This is a genomic window from Pseudomonas sp. LRF_L74 (genome assembly GCF_965644255.1).
Taxonomy (GTDB): Bacteria; Pseudomonadota; Gammaproteobacteria; order Pseudomonadales; family Pseudomonadaceae; genus Aquipseudomonas.
Genome location: NZ_CBFFRH010000005.1, coordinates 167,979 through 186,486 on the forward strand (window position 1 = coordinate 167,979; position 18,508 = coordinate 186,486).

At 62.2% G+C, this 18,508-nt stretch carries 16 protein-coding genes and 1 pseudogene; 6 read left to right on the plus strand and 11 right to left on the minus strand.

The window, feature by feature from the left end:
* Nucleotides 1-43: 43 nt before the first annotated feature.
* On the minus strand, nt 44-1,405 hold the full coding sequence (locus tag ACSZPK_RS14370) for a UDP-glucose dehydrogenase family protein (RefSeq protein WP_437882151.1): 1,362 nt from the start codon (nt 1,403-1,405) through the stop codon (nt 44-46).
* A 300-nt stretch (nt 1,406-1,705) separates the two neighbouring features.
* Between ACSZPK_RS14370 and ACSZPK_RS14375 the strand changes: the two genes are divergently transcribed.
* Entirely contained in the window at nt 1,706-2,134 is a 429-nt protein-coding gene (locus ACSZPK_RS14375) for a lasso peptide biosynthesis B2 protein (RefSeq protein WP_437882152.1), read from the plus strand.
* 306 nt (nt 2,135-2,440) lie between these two features.
* Here ACSZPK_RS14375 and ACSZPK_RS14380 read toward each other — a convergent pair whose 3' ends face one another.
* From ACSZPK_RS14380 to ACSZPK_RS14400, 5 genes are all read right to left on the minus strand, one after another.
* Nucleotides 2,441-2,602, minus strand: coding sequence for a hypothetical protein (locus ACSZPK_RS14380; protein ID WP_437882153.1), 162 nt, complete (start codon nt 2,600-2,602; stop codon nt 2,441-2,443).
* Between the two features lie 70 nt (nt 2,603-2,672).
* Nucleotides 2,673-2,951 (minus strand): PqqD family protein, encoded by a 279-nt coding sequence (locus ACSZPK_RS14385; RefSeq protein ID WP_437882154.1) that lies wholly within the window; start codon nt 2,949-2,951, stop codon nt 2,673-2,675.
* A 31-nt stretch (nt 2,952-2,982) separates the two neighbouring features.
* Nucleotides 2,983-3,825 carry a hypothetical protein gene (locus ACSZPK_RS14390; RefSeq protein WP_437882155.1) on the minus strand — a complete coding sequence of 281 codons (843 nt, stop codon included), beginning with the start codon at nt 3,823-3,825 and terminating at the stop codon, nt 2,983-2,985.
* Nucleotides 3,822-5,660: an asparagine synthetase B family protein gene (locus ACSZPK_RS14395; RefSeq protein WP_437882156.1), complete on the minus strand. Its 1,839-nt coding sequence runs from the start codon at nt 5,658-5,660 to the stop codon at nt 3,822-3,824. Before ACSZPK_RS14395 ends, ACSZPK_RS14390 begins: the two co-directional genes overlap by 4 nt.
* 14 nt (nt 5,661-5,674) lie before the next feature.
* Complete coding sequence (locus tag ACSZPK_RS14400) at nt 5,675-6,676, minus strand: glycosyltransferase family 2 protein (protein WP_437882157.1); 1,002 nt, start codon at nt 6,674-6,676, stop codon at nt 5,675-5,677.
* Nucleotides 6,677-6,719: 43 nt separating this feature from the next.
* Between ACSZPK_RS14400 and ACSZPK_RS14405 the strand changes: the two genes are divergently transcribed.
* Nucleotides 6,720-7,823, plus strand: a complete 1,104-nt coding sequence (locus ACSZPK_RS14405) for a hypothetical protein (protein WP_437882158.1) — start codon at nt 6,720-6,722, stop codon at nt 7,821-7,823.
* A 10-nt stretch (nt 7,824-7,833) separates the two neighbouring features.
* Nucleotides 7,834-8,067: pseudogene (locus ACSZPK_RS14410) on the plus strand (transposase); the annotation flags it as partial.
* 53 nt (nt 8,068-8,120) lie between these two features.
* Here the strand turns inward: ACSZPK_RS14410 and tssA are convergent.
* The 5 genes from tssA to ACSZPK_RS14435 are packed head-to-tail and all read right to left on the minus strand — an operon-like array spanning nt 8,121 to nt 15,645.
* Nucleotides 8,121-9,185: a type VI secretion system protein TssA gene (tssA, locus tag ACSZPK_RS14415; RefSeq protein WP_437882159.1), complete on the minus strand. Its 1,065-nt coding sequence runs from the start codon at nt 9,183-9,185 to the stop codon at nt 8,121-8,123.
* 15 nt (nt 9,186-9,200) lie between these two features.
* Complete coding sequence (locus tag ACSZPK_RS14420) at nt 9,201-12,998, minus strand: type VI secretion system protein (RefSeq protein ID WP_437882160.1); 3,798 nt, start codon at nt 12,996-12,998, stop codon at nt 9,201-9,203.
* Nucleotides 12,995-13,765: a DotU family type IV/VI secretion system protein gene (locus ACSZPK_RS14425; RefSeq protein ID WP_437882161.1), complete on the minus strand. Its 771-nt coding sequence runs from the start codon at nt 13,763-13,765 to the stop codon at nt 12,995-12,997. Before ACSZPK_RS14425 ends, ACSZPK_RS14420 begins: the two co-directional genes overlap by 4 nt.
* Before the next feature lie 30 nt (nt 13,766-13,795).
* Nucleotides 13,796-15,121, minus strand: coding sequence for a type VI secretion system baseplate subunit TssK (tssK, locus tag ACSZPK_RS14430; protein WP_437882162.1), 1,326 nt, complete (start codon nt 15,119-15,121; stop codon nt 13,796-13,798).
* 53 nt (nt 15,122-15,174) lie between these two features.
* Nucleotides 15,175-15,645, minus strand: coding sequence for a type VI secretion protein (locus ACSZPK_RS14435; RefSeq protein ID WP_437882163.1), 471 nt, complete (start codon nt 15,643-15,645; stop codon nt 15,175-15,177).
* Between the two features lie 209 nt (nt 15,646-15,854).
* Here ACSZPK_RS14435 and tssB point away from each other — a divergent pair, with 209 nt between their 5' ends.
* From tssB to ACSZPK_RS14450, 3 genes are all read left to right on the plus strand, one after another.
* Complete coding sequence (gene tssB / locus ACSZPK_RS14440; protein WP_437882164.1) at nt 15,855-16,415, plus strand: type VI secretion system contractile sheath small subunit; 561 nt, start codon at nt 15,855-15,857, stop codon at nt 16,413-16,415.
* 29 nt (nt 16,416-16,444) lie between these two features.
* Nucleotides 16,445-17,923 (plus strand): type VI secretion system contractile sheath large subunit, encoded by a 1,479-nt coding sequence (gene tssC / locus ACSZPK_RS14445; protein ID WP_437882165.1) that lies wholly within the window; start codon nt 16,445-16,447, stop codon nt 17,921-17,923.
* 82 nt (nt 17,924-18,005) lie between these two features.
* The gene (locus ACSZPK_RS14450; RefSeq protein ID WP_437882166.1) at nt 18,006-18,503 is read left to right on the plus strand and encodes an Hcp family type VI secretion system effector; all 498 of its coding nucleotides are present in this window, start codon (nt 18,006-18,008) and stop codon (nt 18,501-18,503) included.
* The last annotated feature ends 5 nt before the right edge of the window (nt 18,504-18,508 follow it).

An 18,508-nucleotide genomic window follows, 5' to 3' on the forward strand; every position in this document is an offset into this window, starting at 1 on the left:
ACGATGGATATCTCCTCTGAAGCCGTATTGCGCGATCAGTCCATCAAGCTACACGGGCCTTACAACGGCCGGTTGCAGGGCGACCGATCCCCCTGTAGAGAAAGCCCAACTCGGCCAGTTGCTCGGCATCGTAGATGTTGCGTCCGTCGAATAAGACTGGCATGCGCATGGCGTTCCGAATCCGTGGAAAGTCGGGTTGACGGAACAGATTCCACTCTGTGACCAACACCAAGGCGTCGGCGCCCTGGGCGGCAGCATAGGGCGATTCGCTCAGCATCAATTGCCCGCTCTCGATCGCCGAAGCATAGAGCGCGGCGACCCCCGCATTGGCGACCGGATCACAGGCTTGCACCCGCACTCCAGCATTGAGCAAGGCCTCCAGCAGCACCAGGCTGGGCGCTTCGCGAATATCGTCGGTGCCGGGCTTGAAGGCCAGTCCCCAGAGTGCAATGACTCGTCCCTGCCAGTAGCCGTTGAAGTGTTCGCACAAGGCCTGGAACAACAGGTTTTTCTGCAACGCGTTGCGAGCCTCGACCGCGCGCAGAATGCCGGGTTCGATGCCCTCGTGTTCGGCTGTGCGGATCAGGGCCTTCACGTCCTTGGGGAAGCACGAGCCGCCGTAGCCACAACCGGCGTAAATGAAATGCGTGCCGATACGCCTGTCGCTACCGATGCCTAGGCGCACCTCTTCGATATCGACGCCAAGGCTCGCACAGATTCCTGCCATCTCGTTGATGAACGAAATCTTGGTGGCCAGAAAAGCGTTGGCCGCGTACTTGCTGAACTCCGCAGCACGCACGCCCATGTACAGCAAGCTATCGTGATTACGCAAGAACGGTGCATATAACCGGCGCAATTGCTCCCGCCCGCGCTCATCGTCGCAGCCCACAATGACCCGATCAGGGCGCATGAAATCCTCGACGGCCGATCCCTCCTTGAGAAACTCCGGGTTGCTCGCCACGATGACCTTTGCACGCCGCTGACGACGCGCCAAGGCGGTGTTGATCCGCTGCGCGACTTGCTCTGCAGTGCCGACCGGTACGGTGGATTTGCCCACCACCAAGCAACTGTGATCGAGCTGTTCGCCCAGCGCATCGGCAACTGCCAGTACATGTGTCAGATCGGCCGAACCGTCCTCGCCGCAAAGCGTTCCCACGGCGATGAAGATGACCTCGGCGCGACGGATACCAGCCTTGAGCTGGGTACTGAAGCTGAGTTGAGCGCTCGCCAGCTGTGTCTTGAGCATACCTTCCAAGCCGGGCTCATAGAGTGGGAGCTCGCCCTGGGATAGCATGGCGACCCGTTTCGCATCCTGCTCGACACAAACGACCCGATTGCCCATCTCGGCAAAGCAAGTGGCCGTTACCAGGCCCACGTATCCAGCCCCTATCACGCATATCTGCATCGCAGCATCCTCTTGGCAGTTCTGCGATTATTACAACGAAAAGCGCTGGCAGGCGAAGAACGATGACAGCCCTGCCCGCTGGCTCTTTAATGGGGATTCTGCCGATGCCTTGGCAGCAAGGCCAAGCGGGAGATCATCCCAAGACCCGATAGCCATGGCATATCCGCCGAACCACGGTGTATGGTGCGGCAGGATATGTTCCTGCAAGAGAGATCGATCAGCCATGATCACCTGCCCTGCTACCACCGTTCGCGGTGACAACAAGAAACTGCATGCTCATAACTTGACGGGAATGCTCGGATGAAACGTTCAGCACACCGCCTGCGGGTCATCGAGGCCGCGGTTTTCCTGGCCATCGTAGGGGTCGCGTTGCGGGTATTGCCCTTCCGGATCATCGCCCGCATGGTGGGTGGCGTGAAGAGCGGACGCCCGAGTGGCCCGGCAACCCGCGATCACAGAGCGGCCCCGGTAGGCCGCGCGGTCACGGCGGCGGCCCGACGACTGCCCTGGCACCCGGTGTGCCTGCCCCAGGCCCTAGCCGCCTCCTTCATGTTGCGCCTGCGCTCGATCCCATCGCATCTGTGCCTGGGAGTGCGGCTGGAAAATGGTGCCCTGGATGCCCATGCCTGGCTGACCGTGGATGGCCCTGATGGCGGCGTGGTTTGTGGCGCGGCTCAAGCTCCGCACTTCGTGCCCATTGCCTCCCTGAGCCCTGACTCCAAGGCATGATTACCTTCACCGTGCAGTGGCGAACATCTGGGAAGCGGTATCCGAACGGGCGGCCAAGATAAAGAGCGTTATCGATAGCCCATCAACTGGAGCACGTGGTAGCCCCATCTGAGTAAACTGAGATGGTGGTGTTCCGGGAGACTGCCGCTACATCGACAACCTTGGCCTGAGGCGGCTGCCAGTCGCGGCGCTTGTCCTGCTCAGTGTCATGGAGGGAACGCTTATTCAAATCCACTTTATTGTGCATATCGCCACCTGTGGGAAGTATCGAGTCGTTTGGCACCCTGCCCCATTCCGTTCAGCCAATCAACTATTGCAATAGGCGCCATCATAACCGTAGCCAGTGACACTGCTCCGGGTGGCGACCGCCACTTCGACCGCCTTGGCCTCCGGCGGCTGCCAGGCGCGGCGTGGTTCGGTGTCCATCTCTGGGGTAGGTTCGGCATTCACACTGTCTTGATCAGGCACGCTAATACTCCGTGGTGCGAGTCGCATTAGTTGGGGATAAAGCCAAGGACAAGTAAAATCGGTGAGCCTGTCAACCCTGCAGGGTAACGAAGCCTCGGGCGTTCAAGTCGTTGAGAAAGGTCTGAATTTGCACGCCACAGGTTTCAGCATCGACCTCGAACGCCTCGGTGACGGCCTGTGTCAGCGCGATCAGCGTCTGGGGCGATTGCAACCTATCCCATAGAAAATTTCCGGTTTCATTGAGATCGAGGTAAACCCAGTCTTTTACATTCAACAGAACCAGACCTGCATTGACCTCGGCACCGATCACGTCGGGCGATGCCTGGAAAAGCGTAGAAGGGGTAATCATGCATGGCCTGCCGAATAATAAGCACGAGGGTTCACGATAAAATATCCGGGCAATCGGCGGCAAGAGACATGGCGCTTTCCCCACGACCAGCAAGGAGGACGCGACACCTCGACAATGCGTTCGTCAACACCTTGAACGTGTTGCCGCTTTGCCCAAGTGCCTTGAGGTAATTGGGACGAAATATCTGTTCGGCGGCGGCGGCAAAAGCGGGAATGCCTTGCAAGATGGTTCTGGGTTGTCCGCCGTGACGGCGCAACAGGACGATCATCCCCAAAGGAACCGGCGCGGCGCAGGCCGGGAATTCCACCTGGAACTTTTCCGGGTCCCCCCCTACCCTCCGCACCCCGTCAAGGCTGATGCCCAGCCGGTGGCACGCGTCGGACATCAACTTGGGGCTGGCTTGGCCGGGCCAGGCCATGGCGTATTTGCCATTCCAGGTGACACGCGTCAGATCGTCGGCCAGCAGCGACCAGCCCTGTAGGGCCAACTCGGTCGCAAGAGTGGATTTGCCGGCGCCGCTTTCCCCGGCGATGGCGACCGCCAGCCCATTGGGGGCGATAACGGTCGATGCATGCAGGGGCAATTCGCCACGCTGATGAATCAGGGCACCACGTACACCGCCATGCAGATAGGTCTCCACCTCGGCAGGATCAGCGCCCTCTTGCGGCGCCACTTCGATCCGCATGCCATCGCTGGCCAGGAATCGCCCAACCCCGGGAACGATCCGCAGCAAGGCGCCGGGGCGAGCCTGGGAATGGGGCCCCACCGGCACGGCTCCGTCCAGGGTATCGGGCAAATGCGGCACAGTAACGATGCGGGCGCCAGGAACGGCCGGTACTTCGCCGTCCCAGATCGGTGGATTGTCCAGGTTCATCGGGCGGCCTCGTGCGCAGCGGTGAACATGGCGCAATCGATGATCCGATCCACGGTTATGGCTTCGGCCAATGCCATCCGACCATCGCGCAGGCCGATAATCAAACGGCGTAGGGTATCCAGGTCAAAGATCTCGCGAACCTGGGGGCTCTGTTTCAGGGACTCGACAATGGCCAGATAACGTTGCGCATCACGGGAGATCAGACTGGGATGCTCCGGCACCTGAGCCCCCCGCGTGTGACGCAACCGCACGCTGTCGGGCAACACCCCACGTCCCAGAGCACGGGCCAGCCCACGGAAGCGTCCATCCTGGACGAAAGCTTCGGGGGGGAAGCGCAGAAGGCACTCCATCAACCGCCGATTGGCCAAGGGATCACGGAATTGCACGCCCCATTGTGCCAAAGCATCGACACCCCAGGCTTCTCGGGGGCGCATGAGAAAGGCGATGGCTCTGCCTCGCACATCCATCCCCTGATAGTAGCTAGCCAGACGCGGCCGTACCCTGGCACGCCAAGCCGGCATCAACAACGCAAGACCAGGCTGATCGGGCACGATACGCTGGGTCCCCAGCACACCGCGCGCCAACAACCGCCAAAGGGGGCGATCTTCTCCTCGGGCCAAGGCCGCCGCCAAACGCCAGGCGGCCAGTCCTTGTCCGCGGCGAAGATGCATCGCGATGCTTTCGGAGCCGTACCGACTGCTGGTGGCATTCCCCTTCTCGCCCACCAGTAGCACATTGCCGCCCGCCGCGCGGGCTTGGGCCGCCACCTTGCCGAACCAGAGATAATTGGCGCCATTGCGTACGGGGGTACGTGAGAAGGCATGGGTCTGCGGCACGATGTCGAGAGGACTGGCGCCATCCGGGGCGATGGCGACATGGCGCATATTGTCGTGCATGGCCGCGATATCGGCGGCGAAAGGGAAGTCATCGGCATCCCAGCCCGGTCGCTCCACCACCGCCAACCCCGGCTCGGGAACCGATGTGTAGGCGGTTATCCCGCGCCCCTCCTCGCGCAACATCTGCGCCGCCATGGCCGACACCAGCGAGGAGTCGAGACCACCGCTCATGGTGCTGGCGATCGAACCGCTGGTACGCAACGTGGCGCGTACCGCCTGTTGCAGTAGCGCTCCTGCTTCCTCGACGTAATCACGCGGATCGCGGCGGTAGAGGATGCTGGTGTCTGGCCGCCACCAGCGGCGCAGGCGCAGCCCGTCATCGCCCCAGCTCAGCAGGTGCCCGCCGGGCACCTGGCGGATATCGCGATAGGGCGTCGAACCGCCGATACTCTTGGGCACCGGCATCATGGCCAGAGCTTCCAGATCAAGTGTACGTGGCGCTTCGGGATGGGCCAGCAGGGCACCCAACTGGGTCGACATCAACAAACCGTCAGCCACCTCGGCGTAGAACAGCGGAACCGTCGCCAGACAATCGGCAGCTGCGGTGACTCGACCGGATTGCCGATCCCAGGAGGCAAACGCGTAATCGCCGACCAGATGCTGTACACACTCTTCGCCCCAGCGCCGGTAACACAGGAACAGCAAGGCCGTGTCAGCCGTCATTGCGGCCTCGGCCGGGGACAGGCCGAGCGCCCGCTCCAATTCGGGGCGGTTGTCGAGACGGGCCTGGGCGACGAACACCACTCGCTCGTCGATCAGAGGCGAGCGGTCGAAAACGTCTTCGGGCAAGGTCCCGGCCACGCTGGCGGCGACGCCGGCGCGGTCATTGTCATCCCACCAGGAAACAGGCGGGCGGGCGGCATGACGCAAGGCATCGGCCATCGGCATCAGGGCTCCCTGCCCTGCTTGGTCTTGCGGGCCAGCGATCAACACGAACATGGAAAAACCTCTACCTAAGACGTGGCAGCACCGAAGATCCGCCGTACCGCCGTGGGTGCGAAGACGGTCAGCGCATAGGCGATGAGCTTGATCAGATAGAAGACGGCGCCCAGGACGCGGGCGGCCAGGCGGGTGCCCGCTTTGGCGCCAATGACAGGGGCTCGCCGGGTGACTCGCTGGTTCACGACGCCCAGGTCGAAGCGGAACCGCGCCCACGCGTTGGCGACCCCCACGGGGGCGCAGAGGCGCCGGTACGAGCACTCATCGTGCCCCGAATAACTGGCGCGCTCGACGAAATGCCGGATGCCGTTGGGGGGCGGATGAGCGGCCTGCGCCATCGGATTGCGGTACAGCAGGATGCCATTGGCGGCCAGGAGCCGCCCCAGTTCCGAACATTGCCCGCGGAACGTGACGCGCTCAGGGAAAGGCAGGCGCTCGAACACTTTGCGGCGGAAAGCGATGTTGTTGGAGACCAGCCAGTCCGTCACGCTCAATTCCCGTTCGGTGCTGCGCGTTTCGAAAATCCAGAACAACCCGACGCATCGGGCGTAGAAACGATCGAAATCCATGTAGGTGTTACCGACCACGACCGAATGGCGGTAATCGGCGAAGGGCCTGATCATTTCCTCCAGCCAGCCGGACTCGGGCAACAGGTCGCTGTCCAGGAAGATGACGATGTCGTTGCGAGTGAACCGGAAACCAATATTTTTGTGGCCGTAGTACCTGGTACCCGGCGGCACGGTGGCGACGGTCAGATGCCCGGGCCAGCCACGCTTGCCACCGATACGCTCGATCTCCCGGCGAATCAGCGCCTCATCGGCCTGGGAGGGGTCGAAGGTGACCACCACGTCGGCCTCTCCGCTAAGGTGGCCCTGCGCATCCCAGAGCTGCTGATTGAGGATGGACAGCCCCTTGAACGCGCGGTTGTTGCCACTTAGCAGAGCATTGTCCCACTCGATGACGACGGATGGATATTGCATGTCGGCTTCCACGCTCCTGGCATCGAGCTTCATCATCAAAACGTATCCCTCTGGAGAGGCAAAATAGTACGCTACCGTCATGAAAATTTACGACACTTTCCTCTTCGATGGTGAACTGTCTTTGCTCCATCACAGGCTGGCGGAGACTTACGATCTTGTTGACTATTTCGTTATTGTCGAAGCGCGACGAACCTATCGAAACGCCCCCAAGGCACTCTGCTTCGCGGAGCACCGGGAGCGTTTCGCTTGGGCGGCCGACAAGATTCGCACGGTTGCGCTGAGCAGCCTGGGAGGATCGGAGGCAACGCCGCGCAGACGTGCTGCCATACAGCGCAACGCCTTGGTACTGGGCCTGCGTGACGCCGAGCCGGACGACGTGGTGTTGATCTGCGACGCCGACGAAATACCCTCGCATACCCTGCTGGAGCAGTTGCGGCACCATGGCCTGGACGGCCCCGCCCGCCTGGCGATGACCCGACACTACGAATACCTGGATCTGCTGGGGCCGCGCTCGCCCTGCTGCCCGACAGCCGAAGAACCCTTCCCTTTCGCCACCCCCGCCTTGCGACCGCCGTGCTGGCAGGATCTGGACGCCACCTGGCATGGTCGCTCGGCGGTGGCGGTGCGCTACCGCGATCTCTGCGGCATGGATTGCGAAGGGCACCACGCGTTTCACTGGCGCTTTGTCGCCCCCGCCTTGCCCGTACTGGAACAGGCGGGCCGCCATTTCACCTCGACCGACCCGGCGGCACGGCTGGAGGCCAAGCTGGGCCGTGTCTTCCATGCCGAATACGCCGACGAGCGCGGTCTGTCGATTCCCCATCTGCGTCGCTGCCGTCGCCACGGCGTACATCACCGCGGCTGGTGGTACGCGCAAAGACCGGTTGGCGATCTTCCCGCCGATCTTCAGCGGCTGGCCGAGCGTTTTCCCGAGATGCGGCTGCCAGGAGCATTGCCTGCGATGCTATCGCGCCGGGTGATGCGCAGTTGGGCCTGGATACGTCTGTGGCCCCGCCTGCCGTCGAAGTTGGTACGGATCGTGGATCGCCATTACGAACGCGTACTCCCCCTGCTGGCCGTCCCTCTGCTCATGGCCGACCTGCTGCGTGGCCTGTTCGCCGCCTGGGCAAGGCGCCGCATGCACGTGCACGTGACGGTAGGCAACGACCATATCCTGCGATGACAGGCTGACCAGCGCGGGTGCTGCCAGCGGTAACGATGAGGCTATAGGAAAAAGTCGGGCAGGCAATACCCGCAAGATTCACCTGGTGGTGGATGCCCACGGTTTACCCATCGAGTTTGAAATCACAGGTGGCCAAATCAATGACTGTACTCAGGCACCTGCGTTGATTTCCAAGCGCCCTGCGGCAAAAAACATCGTCGCGGATAAGGGCTATGACAGCGAGACAATCCGAGAGCAGGTTCAGCCTGACTTAAACGAAATGGTCTCCACAAAAAACGGTGCGATTCAGACATTGCCTTACTTAAGCACCCCTAGCAGCTTCCATATCCGCCTGGACTCGGTATCGGCGCTGATCAACTCGTCCAGCAACTCGCCAAGAGGCTGGTTACCCCACTCCACCGCCCGGCGAATAACATAAGGAACCGGGCTGTGCGGCTCGGTTCTGGCGAGGTAGTCGGCGATCTGTGCCAGTTGTCGGTAGGCCTGTTCGCGACTGCTGGGCATACCCACGGCAGGCAGTGCAGAGGCAGTCAGTTCGGTAGTCGGCTCGTCCATCACGGCTTCGCTCTCAGTCTCGGGGGAAAGGATTGGCTCGGCCAGCGGAACGAATTCCTCGAGCTGGGCACGCAGGCTGATCAATGTCTGGCGCAGCGGGCCAAAGCTGGGTGCTAGATCGGCCAGCCAGTCATCGCTCCAGTGACTCAGACGTTCAAGTGCAGCAAGTGCAGCTCGCAACTCGGCGTCAGCGGTCTGGAAGTGAACGGCCGGGGTTTGTCTGAGCTTTTCCTGCAGCTTGCGAAACTCCAGCTGGGCGGCTTCGGCTGCGATCTTGCCCTGCTTGCTGTCGTTCATCTGCACCTGGCGCTGCTGCAACTGCAGCCAGTCGTGCAGGCTTACTTGCCCGAACTCGCTGTTATCCAGGCCGAAGAGCGGAACATGGATGCGCACGGCGTCGCTGTACTGGCGAATCATCCATGCCAAGGGGAAGGCCCGCCAGGAGCAATCATCGTCCTCAGGCTGTGGGTGCAGGTTGTCCGGGTAGCGTTCGCACAATGCGGCTATCAGCTCCAGAGCTGCAGCCAACCCAGCCAATGCATGGCGTCTGATCCAGGCTTCACCAAGCCACGCTGCGATCATCAGATCCTTGCTGCGTTCACGCAGCAGATCGCCGGCCAGATGTTCCACCGCTGCCCAGTCGCCGCGCTTGAGCTCACTCTGCCAGACACCGGTGGGCAGGCTCGCATCATCCTCGCGGCGCAACTCCCGCAGGCGATCCCAGACTCCCTCGTAACGCAGGCAAGGGCCGCAATCATCATCACCGGGAATAGGCTGCAGGTACGTCTCGATGGAAAAACGGCTCATGGCATTGGTGCTCTATCACAAGTCCTGCAACTGAAAACTGGAAAACGGCGACGCAGGTGCTACCACCGGTGGCGGCTGGATCGACAACGGCAGCTTGCTACCCTGGCTGAGCAGCGACAGACGCATGAACATCTGCGCCTCTGGGCTGGCATCCAGTGCACCATGTACCGGCACCTGCAAGGTCAGGGGGAAGTCCGTATAGTCCATGTTCGGCAGATGCCGTGGCACCACATGCACACGCATCAGGCGCAGCAGTGCCCACGGCCCACGGTATTCCCAGCCTGCTTCCAGGCCGCTGACGGCCATACTCGGTTGCAGCGGGTCGATCACCGGTCGCTGGTCACTGTCACGCGCCCAGCGCAGCACGAGCTGCAGCGGATCGCCGACATTCCAGCGCAGGCGCTGGCCACTTTCTCCGGGGTGAGCAATCTGCTGACCTGCGCCATTCAATGTCCAGGCGATCACCTGGTCGGCCCCCCGCTCGTCCTCACGATCCGTTCGCCAGCGGACTTCGAGTTCCACACCAATAGTCCCTGATGGGTCACGTATGAACATCGGCCCAAGCCAGGTTCTGGCCTGTTTCATCCGGGAAAGGAAGTCTTCCGCAGCCAGCCGATTGCCTGGCGGCGCCAATACCAGTCCCTTCTCGGCGACCTCCAGGTGGGTGTCGATCAGCTCCAGCAGATGCTTGACCCGGGCCGGATCGGCATCACCGCTATCCAGGTTGTAGGAGAACGGGAAGCGTCCAGCCAGGTACTGATTGAAGTAGTCCGCCAGCGCGCTCCAGGCTTGTGCCGCGCCCTGTGTTTGCAATTCGTTGCAGCGCTGTTGCGCTTGCGCCGATATGTCTCGGGTATAACGCGCTAGATCGCCATCACCTGGCGGCAGGCTGGCGGTCGAAAGCACCTGGCGGCAGTTGCCGATTTCCATTTCCACCAGATCCCGGGTCACCAGTTGCTCGAACAACGCCGGAGCACTGGAGGGATTCTGTGCCTTGTACTTCTGCATCTCATCGCTTATCGAGCCGAGCCTGGATACCTTCTCCTGCAAGGCTAACGGCAAGTCGCTCTGTGCCCTCAGCCAAGTCAGCTCGGGCTGCACCTTGTCGGTACTGGTGCTGATATCGGCGAACTGTCGCACCAGGGAGGCTTTCAGATCTTGGATATCGGTGGCACGGAAAAGCTTGAGCCCCAGGTTGGGTTTGCCGTCCCACTCGGCAATCGGGTAACGCTTAGTGAACAGCGGCAAGGTGTCGATATCGGCCAGTACTGGATCGATATCCGCCATAGCGCTCGAGGTCAATTGCGATTGCAGGGTTCTGGCCAGATCAGCACGGCCAAGCGCCTTGAGTGCCTGGATCACTTGCATGGCCTGCTCGACGGAGACATTGAACTGGCTTTGCGCGGACGCGTGGCTGTAGGAGCCGACCGACGTGGTCAATTCCGACCACATGGCCAACGCTGCAGCTTGCTCGGCTGCCTTGAGCATGCCGGTACGATAATCCGGCGCGATCTGGGCCAGTTCCTGCGTGACGAAGCTCAGGTAGCTTTGCTGATAGACCAGCGCCTGAGCAATCTGCTGTTCGCTCAGGTTACCCGGGGCGCGGGTGTCGATGGTGCCATCCGGGTGGCGCATCGCGCTCACTGCGAAGTCGCGCATGAGTAGGTCATCGATGCTTCTGGACAGTTTGCTGATGTTCTCCTGCAAGACCAGCGTTCCGCCCGCCTGACGCTGCAGGAGATTATCGCGGCTGGCAGCGCCTTCGATCCACTGGGTGTGGAAGGTCTTGCGCAGTTGTTCGGCTTCCAGCATGACGGAGGCCTCGACGGTTGGCCCCAGCAGACGGCTCTGCTTGACGTCGTTCATCAGATCGCGATAGCCAGGCACGAGTTCCTCACCGCTGCCATGACTCCAGGCGGAGTTGGTGAGGGCGATCAGGTCTTCCAGATGCCCGATCAGCGCGTTGATTTCCTCGAGCTTTTTCAGCGAGGTATCACGGCCATACTCCAGATCGCTCAGATGCCGCTTGAGATAACCGGCGGGCGTGACGAAGTTGCCGGCCAGGAAGTACTGCGCCAGCCAAAACTTCATCAACGCCTGGAACTGCCCTGAAAGCTGCCTGCGATTGGGCTCCAGATCCACGGGGCGCAGACCTGGCATGGCCAGATTGCGCAGGGTCCGGTCGTAGAAGGCACGTCTGGGCAGGCTGGAAGGATCGAGGCTGAGTCCCAGTGCATCGTTGCTCAACTGCGCGAGTAACTCGCTGCCCCCCTCCTGGCCAGTCAGCACATTATTGAGCAGGCGATTGTGCCGCTCGAGGCCGACTACACCTTCAGTCAGGGTACGAGCCTTGACGTAGGTCGGCCATTGATCCGGCTGGGCGCTTTCCACATCCGGATTGCGCTTTTCATTACGGATCGCCAGCAACGTACTCAGTTGGTAATTCTGCAGTTGCTGCAACGGCACCAGGGCTTCACGGCGCGCCATGCCACGCAGCAACTGATCCATCTGCACATCCAGGGACGTGCCCCAGGACGTGGGATAGACCAGCGATGAAAAATGCCAGCGCGGCGCCTGCTGCAGCAGCGTCCAGAATGCCTGCACATTGAGCCTTGCCTGCTCCTGACGACGCTCCGGCGCCAGCAGGCTGACGTGGCCGGCATGCGTTTCCTGCAGCAGACGGCTCAGCTCACGGGCATCCTCCTGCCGTCCCTGCCACACCCACAGCATGCCCAGCAGCCAGCACAGTGCGAGCACGACGGCAACGCCGCCCACGCCCTTCTGCCAGCGCTGACGCAGACGCAGCACGCGCGGCAATGCCTGCGCCAGCCCCTGCTCCGCGACGAGCCGCTGCCGCCAGAGCGCTTGCGTGAAGACCCCTCGCGTTGCCGGCAACTCACTGGGGTAAAGCTGCGCCGCTTCGGCAAGCACTTGCGCCGCGCCGAGATAAAGGCCGCGAAACCTGGGCGCCTCGCCCTGCGTATTGCCCTGAAAAACCGGCTCCAGCAAGGTACGCAGGTTGTCCTTCAATTCCAGCAGCAGATCAGGCAGGCGATACAGATCCTCGGCCAACTCGCCCTTCAAGGCGCCGATCTCAATGATCGCAGCCTGCATGTTCTGCACCACCGCTTCCAGCGCATCGTCGAGCCAGTAACTCTGCCAGCCGACATCCAACCCATAAGGCGATGACCAGCCCAGCAGACGTTCACGTCCCTCCTCGGGCAATGCAGCGACCAATTCCTGGAAGCCCGGCATCTCCTCGAAACCGGTGATCAGGACATAGACCGGCAGGCTCAGGCCCAGGCGTTGCAGCAGCTCCGCGAAACGACGGCGCAGCACGATCACATCGGCGGCACTCTGCACGCCGTCCTGCAACTGGCTGAGGGGGATGTTCCAGACCACGCCATCCAGTGGGCGCTGGCCACGCAGCCTGAGCAGCATGCCAAGCAGGCGTCGCCAGACGAAGGTGGACGCGTTGCTGCCATCGCTGGGCAGGAATATGCCCTGCGGCACCACCAGCATGGCGCCGTCCTGATCCGCCCACCAGCGGCCGAACCAGGCCGGACGCCCAGCAGGTGTGAGTTGCCAGTCGAGGCAAAGCTGGCCGCCCTCGCACGAATCGCCGAGCAGCATCAGCCAGGGAACCTGATAGCGCGACTCGATCCCCTGTTCATGCTCCATCTTGCGCACGGCGGCATAGAAGCTGCGGATTGCCATGCCCGATTGAGTCCGCAGCCACCAGAACAGCGCGACCAATGCCACCAGCAGCAATAGCGCGCCAAGCACGCTGAGGATGATTGCCAGGGTACTCATTCTGCCGGGCTCCCGGCGTCTTCCAGGCTGACCAGATGCAGCAGCGGGGTCAGTTCCGCCTGGATGTCACGCCACATCCAGTGCCCGGCCAGGCTCAGCAGCACCAGCAAGCCGCAGATCGCCAAGCCCAAACGCATGCCATCGGGCAGTGCGCGGCGCAGCGGCAGGCGCAAGGCCGCAGCCCGGGTTGGCCGTGCGAGACTGGTCATTACGCCAGCCGCTGCGGGCTCGCGCTGCCAGGCAAAGGTAAACAGCGCGTGGCGCCAGCGAGTATGCAGCGCACGCCCACGATCACTGCGCAGGCCGCCATAGAAGCCAAGGATCAGACATTGCAGATAGACGTTGGCCAGATCACGCGAGGCCGGCGCGCGCTCCTTGAGCAACGTGTGAATGGCATGGGGCAGGCGCTCACCCGCATTGCGCGAGCCGTACAAGCGGGTTTCCAGCGGGCGTGGCTGCCAGGCCGTGTGGCCCGGCCATTCATCGAACAGCAGGCGTTCGTCGACCAGGGCCACGAACGCATAGACCATCGCCTTGACCTGGCTCGAGGAGGACGCCCCGACACTGGCGAATGCTGCGCGCCACAGACGGCGAACCACCAGGATCGTGGCTTCCGCCATGCGCTCGACCTGTTCGTTGCCCGTGTTGCTGAGCCCGGCCATGCCATCCCAGATCTCCCGCCATTCGATCCACGCCTCGCGAAATGCCAGGCTCAGTGGTGCGTCTCCGAACTCGAGTGGGTACAGCGCAACGCTCCTTTCCGACATCTAGGCTTCCTTGGCTTGGGCAGGCCGATTTCAAGGGGTATCGGTGGTGAACAGCAGGACTTGCCAGGGGCTCGCCGTCGCTCTCGCCGAGGTGACGGCAAGACACAGCGGCTGCTCGGGGTCGAACCAATCGCCGGATGCCTGGATCAGGAAGAGATGGGTTTCCTCCCCCACACCATAGGCCGCTCGCTCGTTGCGGCTCATCGGCTGGTGTAGCAGGCCGCTCATGCGCTGCTGACCGAGCGTGGAAACATGCTGCTGCGACGCGACCACGCTCTGGGCCAGCCAGGCCTGTGCGGCCTGCTGGCCCGTACCGGCCGGCATGCGCAGCCCGACGACCAGACGCTGACGACGCGTCTGGTTATCCGGCAAATCGATGGCGAAACCCTGCTCGGACTGCTCGAAGACCAGGCAGCGATAACCGACGCGAATGCTGTCCAGGCTTCGATGCAGCCATTCGATCACTTCGTCGAAACCACGTTTGAGCTCGAGGAAATCGAGCGGCGCGAACGCCGGCACGCCATTCAGCGGATCGAGCGCACACCAGGCGCCGGCCAGGCCGGCCAGCAGGCCATGCAACTGCACCGGGGTCGCCACTCGGCTGTTCAAGGCCACTTCGAGTTCGGGGAGACGAGCCCAGAGAGCCGTCAATTGCCGCTTTAGCTCTTGCACGTCGTCGCGATTGCCCGCCTGCTCGGCCTGGCGCAACCGCCCGGCCAGGAACATGCATTTCTCTCGCCCGCGTGCGCACAACGCCGAGACCATCTGCCCCAATTGCGATTCCGGCAAGATCAGCGACATCGGCGGCACGTAGTCTTGCCAGACGAAACCGCCGCCCTCCTTGGCGATACGCAACAGCGGCAGGCAAATCGAATCGGCCCTTTCGCTCTCCGTCACCAGGCGCAGGTTGGGCCTCCAGACCAGAATCGGCTCGGGATGCTCACCACTGGCCAGATCGGGCACCGCGTCACCGAAGTGCGATTGCAGGCGCCCATTGAGGGGCAGTACCTGCCCGCTGCGGCCAAGCGGGTTGACTGCCAGGTAGAGGGTGACGCAAGCGTTGGCCGAAGCCGCCACGGCAGGCCCGACATCGAGTTCCAGCACCTTGCCGCCACCTGGCTGCACACTGACGGGCATGCCGTCGGGCATGATCGCTTCGAGAGACTGGATACGTACCAGACCGGTACTCAGCGCTGCGGGATCGACCTCAAGGTCGTTTAAACCCCAGAACCAGGGGTTTGCAGCGTTGGCGCAGAGGGCCGCGACAACTTCCGCGCGCAACCCCTGCAATTGAAAATGTTGAGGCAACAGTTGCATGCCCTCGTGCCAGCAGACTGCATCCGGCAAAACCTTCATACCACTCCCCTTCGACGTCCGCTGTTTGGCATGCACGTGCGCGCAAGGAGGGGCTAGCGTTCTCGACCTGTCAGCAGGCGCATCTCCCTGCTATCGAAACGCAGCCATACTCGGCCTGATTCGTTCAGGCGCAAACGGTGCGCGCCAGGAGTGTTATAGCCGGCGAATACCAAAAGTCCAGCGGCCTCATCACCGGCAAAGGGGAAGTCCCGAACATCGCGAAATTGCCCCGGTACGAGTTCCAGCCGCCACACCGAAAACAGCTGCCGGTAGTCGCGCTCGTACTGCCCGCGCTCGGCGAACCATTGCCTGGCCGGAATCTCGGAAAGCAGCTTGAGCAGGTCGGGGTCATGCACGGCGACGAAGTCGACGGCAATCGGCGTGTCGTCATTGGCCCGCTCCGCCACGTCTAGCGTCAGGCTGTCTAGCCCGATCCTTTCACCGCGAAAGGAGCAGCCGCTCAGAGCAAGCGCGAAACTCATCATCACTGCGAACAGACAGGAAATTGCACGTCCCTGTGTCATGAGAATTCCACCTTGAATTTCACATTTGCAAATTTATAGACCTGATCTAGCTTCTACGAAAGTTCGTCTTTATGACGGATGTGGATGGATCGCCAAGGACGGGCTCGCTGTTCAGCCACCCCGTCATCGCTGTGGTCCAGCAACGGAGTGCGAGCACGGGATTCATCCGCAGCATTGCGCTCCAGGTACCGCCCCGGAGCTCAACCAACATGGCTGAAAGTACGCAACACAAGCTGGATCGGATCCGCCCCCCCCGTGTCCAGATCACCTACGACGTCGAAATCGGCAACGCCATCGAGAAAAAGGAGCTGCCCCTCGTGGTCGGTATCCTCGCCGATCTTTCCGGCAAGCCGGATACCCCCCTGCCCAAGCTGATCGAGCGCCGCTTCACCGAGATCGACCGCGACAACTTCAATGAGGTGCTCGCCTCCATCGAGCCGCGCAGCACCCTGCAGGTGGAAAACACCATCAGCGGTGACGGCAGCAAGCTCAACGTCGAACTGCGCTTCCGCCATTTCGACGACTTCGATCCGGTCAACATCGTCAAGCAGATCACCCCGCTGCGCCGTCTCTACGAGGCCCGCCAGCGCCTGCGTGATCTGCTCACCAAGCTCGATGGCAACGACGACCTCGACAAGTTGCTGCAGGACGTGGTGAGCAACACCGAAGGCCTGCAGGAGATCAAGTCATCGCGCCCCGAAGGTGAAGCGCCAGCCGCTGAAGGCGCCGCCACTGCCGATGACGAAGCACCGGCCGAACCCCAGTCCTGACCGCCCCCAGAATTCCCGGAGACAACGCAATGGCAACCGAAGCCGGTGTATCCAGTGAGAGCACGACCCAGACCCTGACCCTGCTCGACCGCATCATCGCCGAGGGCCGCATGGCCCATGACGAAAGCCAGCAGGGCTACGCCCGCGACATGCTCGCGGAATTCGCGACCCAGGTTCTCGACGAAGGCATGGCCATCGACAAGGACACCGTGGCCATGATCAACGACCGCATCAGCCAGATCGACACGTTGATCAGCGACCAGCTCAACGAAGTCCTGCACCACCCTGACCTGCAAAAACTGGAAGCCTCGTGGCGCGGCCTGCATATGCTGGTGGATCAAACGGAAACCAGCAGCCGCCTGAAGCTGCGCCTGCTCAACGTCACCCAGAAGGAACTGCAGAACGACCTGGAGAAGGCCGTCGAGTTCGACCAGAGCGCGCTGTTCAAGAAGATCTACGAAGAGGAATACGGCACCTTCGGCGGCCACCCATTCAGCCTGCTGGTTGGCGACTATGCCTTCGGCCGCCATCCGCAGGACGTCGCCCTGTTGGAGAAACTTTCCAACGTCGCCGCCGCCGCCCATGCCCCCTTCATCGCCGCCGCCAATCCCAAGCTGTTCGACATGAACAGCTTCACCGAACTGGCCGTGCCCCGTGACCTCAGCAAGATCTTCGAGAGCCTGGAACTGATCAAATGGCGCAGCTTCCGCGAAAGCGAGGACTCGCGCTACGTCTCCCTGGTGCTGCCGAACTTCCTCCTGCGCCTGCCCTATGGCCCCGACACCAGCCCGGTGGAAGGCATGGACTACGTCGAGGACGTCAACGGCACCGACCATTCCAAGTACCTCTGGGGCAACGCCGCCTGGCTGTTGGCCCAGCGCATCACCAGCGCCTTCGCCAAGTACGGCTGGTGCGCGGCGATCCGTGGTGCCGAAGGCGGTGGTGCGGTGGAAGGCCTGCCGGCCCACACCTTCCGCACCCTGTCTGGCGACCTGTCGTTGAAATGCCCGACCGAAGTGGCGATCACCGACCGTCGCGAGAAGGAGCTCAACGACCTGGGTTTCATCTCCCTCTGCCACAAGAAGAATACGGATATCGCGGTGTTCTTCGGCGGCCAGACCACCAACAAGTCCAAGCTCTACAACACCAACGAAGCCAACGCCAACGCCCGCATCTCGGCCATGCTGCCGTACGTGCTGGCAGCCTCGCGCTTCGCCCACTACCTGAAGGTGATCATGCGCGACAAGGTGGGCAGCTTCATGACCCGCGACAACGTGCAGACCTACCTCAACAACTGGATCGCGGACTACGTGCTGATCAACGACAACGCGCCCCAGGAAATCAAGGCCCAGTACCCCCTGCGCGAAGCCCGCGTGGACGTCTCGGAAGTCGCCGGCAAGCCGGGCGTCTACCGCGCCACGGTGTTCCTGCGCCCGCATTTCCAACTGGAAGAGCTGACCGCCTCGATCCGCCTGGTGGCCAGCCTGCCGCCACCGGTAGCCGCCTGACCCGATGCCCCCGCCGGCCTGTCCGGCGGGGGCTCGTCCCTATCATGATCCACCCCGTTTCCAGACCCAGGAGTTATCCGCGATGGATGCCATCATTCTCGACCTCGGCGACGACATCAAAGGCGACAGCCTGCTCGAGGGCTACACCGACAAGATCGAGTTGATGTCCTACAGCCACAACGTGGCGATGCAGGTCACCAACGACGTCAGCAACTCGGAGCGCACCTCCGGCAAGCCGCACATTGGCGAGTTCACCGTCACCAAGTTCGTCGATACCTCGACCCCCTCGCTCAACGAATACTGCTGCGCCGGCAAGCCCATCACCACGGCCACCATCACCATCGGCCGCAACGCCGCCGAGGGCGACGGCAAACTGCTGGCCTTCATCGTCTACACCCTCGACAACGTGGTGCTCTCCAACGTCAGTGTCAGCGGTGGTGCCGGCGGCAAACCGGTGGAAACCCTGTCGCTGAACTTCACCAAGATCAAATGGGAGCTCACTGCGCAGAAGGACGATGGCACCAAGGAAGGCACTGCCGCGTCCACCTGGGATCTGGCCGCCAACAAGCTCGTCAAGTAAGGACG

Bases quoted from the DNA above. Each gene is read 5' to 3' on its own strand.
- tssA (WP_437882159.1), bottom strand. From the start codon at position 9,185: ATGAGCCGTTTTTCCATCGAGACGTACCTGCAGCCTATTCCCGGTGAT.
- ACSZPK_RS14395 (WP_437882156.1), bottom strand. From the start codon at position 5,660: ATGTTCGTGTTGATCGCTGGCCCGCAAGACCAAGCAGGGCAGGGAGCC.
- ACSZPK_RS14435 (WP_437882163.1), bottom strand. From the start codon at position 15,645: ATGACACAGGGACGTGCAATTTCCTGTCTGTTCGCAGTGATGATGAGT.
- tssK (WP_437882162.1), bottom strand. From the start codon at position 15,121: ATGAAGGTTTTGCCGGATGCAGTCTGCTGGCACGAGGGCATGCAACTG.
- tssB (WP_437882164.1), top strand. From the start codon at position 15,855: ATGGCTGAAAGTACGCAACACAAGCTGGATCGGATCCGCCCCCCCCGT.
- ACSZPK_RS14405 (WP_437882158.1), top strand. From the start codon at position 6,720: ATGAAAATTTACGACACTTTCCTCTTCGATGGTGAACTGTCTTTGCTC.
- ACSZPK_RS14375 (WP_437882152.1), top strand. From the start codon at position 1,706: ATGAAACGTTCAGCACACCGCCTGCGGGTCATCGAGGCCGCGGTTTTC.
- ACSZPK_RS14425 (WP_437882161.1), bottom strand. From the start codon at position 13,765: ATGTCGGAAAGGAGCGTTGCGCTGTACCCACTCGAGTTCGGAGACGCA.
- ACSZPK_RS14370 (WP_437882151.1), bottom strand. From the start codon at position 1,405: ATGCAGATATGCGTGATAGGGGCTGGATACGTGGGCCTGGTAACGGCC.
- ACSZPK_RS14400 (WP_437882157.1), bottom strand. From the start codon at position 6,676: ATGATGAAGCTCGATGCCAGGAGCGTGGAAGCCGACATGCAATATCCA.
- ACSZPK_RS14420 (WP_437882160.1), bottom strand. From the start codon at position 12,998: ATGAGTACCCTGGCAATCATCCTCAGCGTGCTTGGCGCGCTATTGCTG.
- ACSZPK_RS14385 (WP_437882154.1), bottom strand. From the start codon at position 2,951: ATGATTACCCCTTCTACGCTTTTCCAGGCATCGCCCGACGTGATCGGT.
- tssC (WP_437882165.1), top strand. From the start codon at position 16,445: ATGGCAACCGAAGCCGGTGTATCCAGTGAGAGCACGACCCAGACCCTG.
- ACSZPK_RS14390 (WP_437882155.1), bottom strand. From the start codon at position 3,825: ATGAACCTGGACAATCCACCGATCTGGGACGGCGAAGTACCGGCCGTT.
- ACSZPK_RS14450 (WP_437882166.1), top strand. From the start codon at position 18,006: ATGGATGCCATCATTCTCGACCTCGGCGACGACATCAAAGGCGACAGC.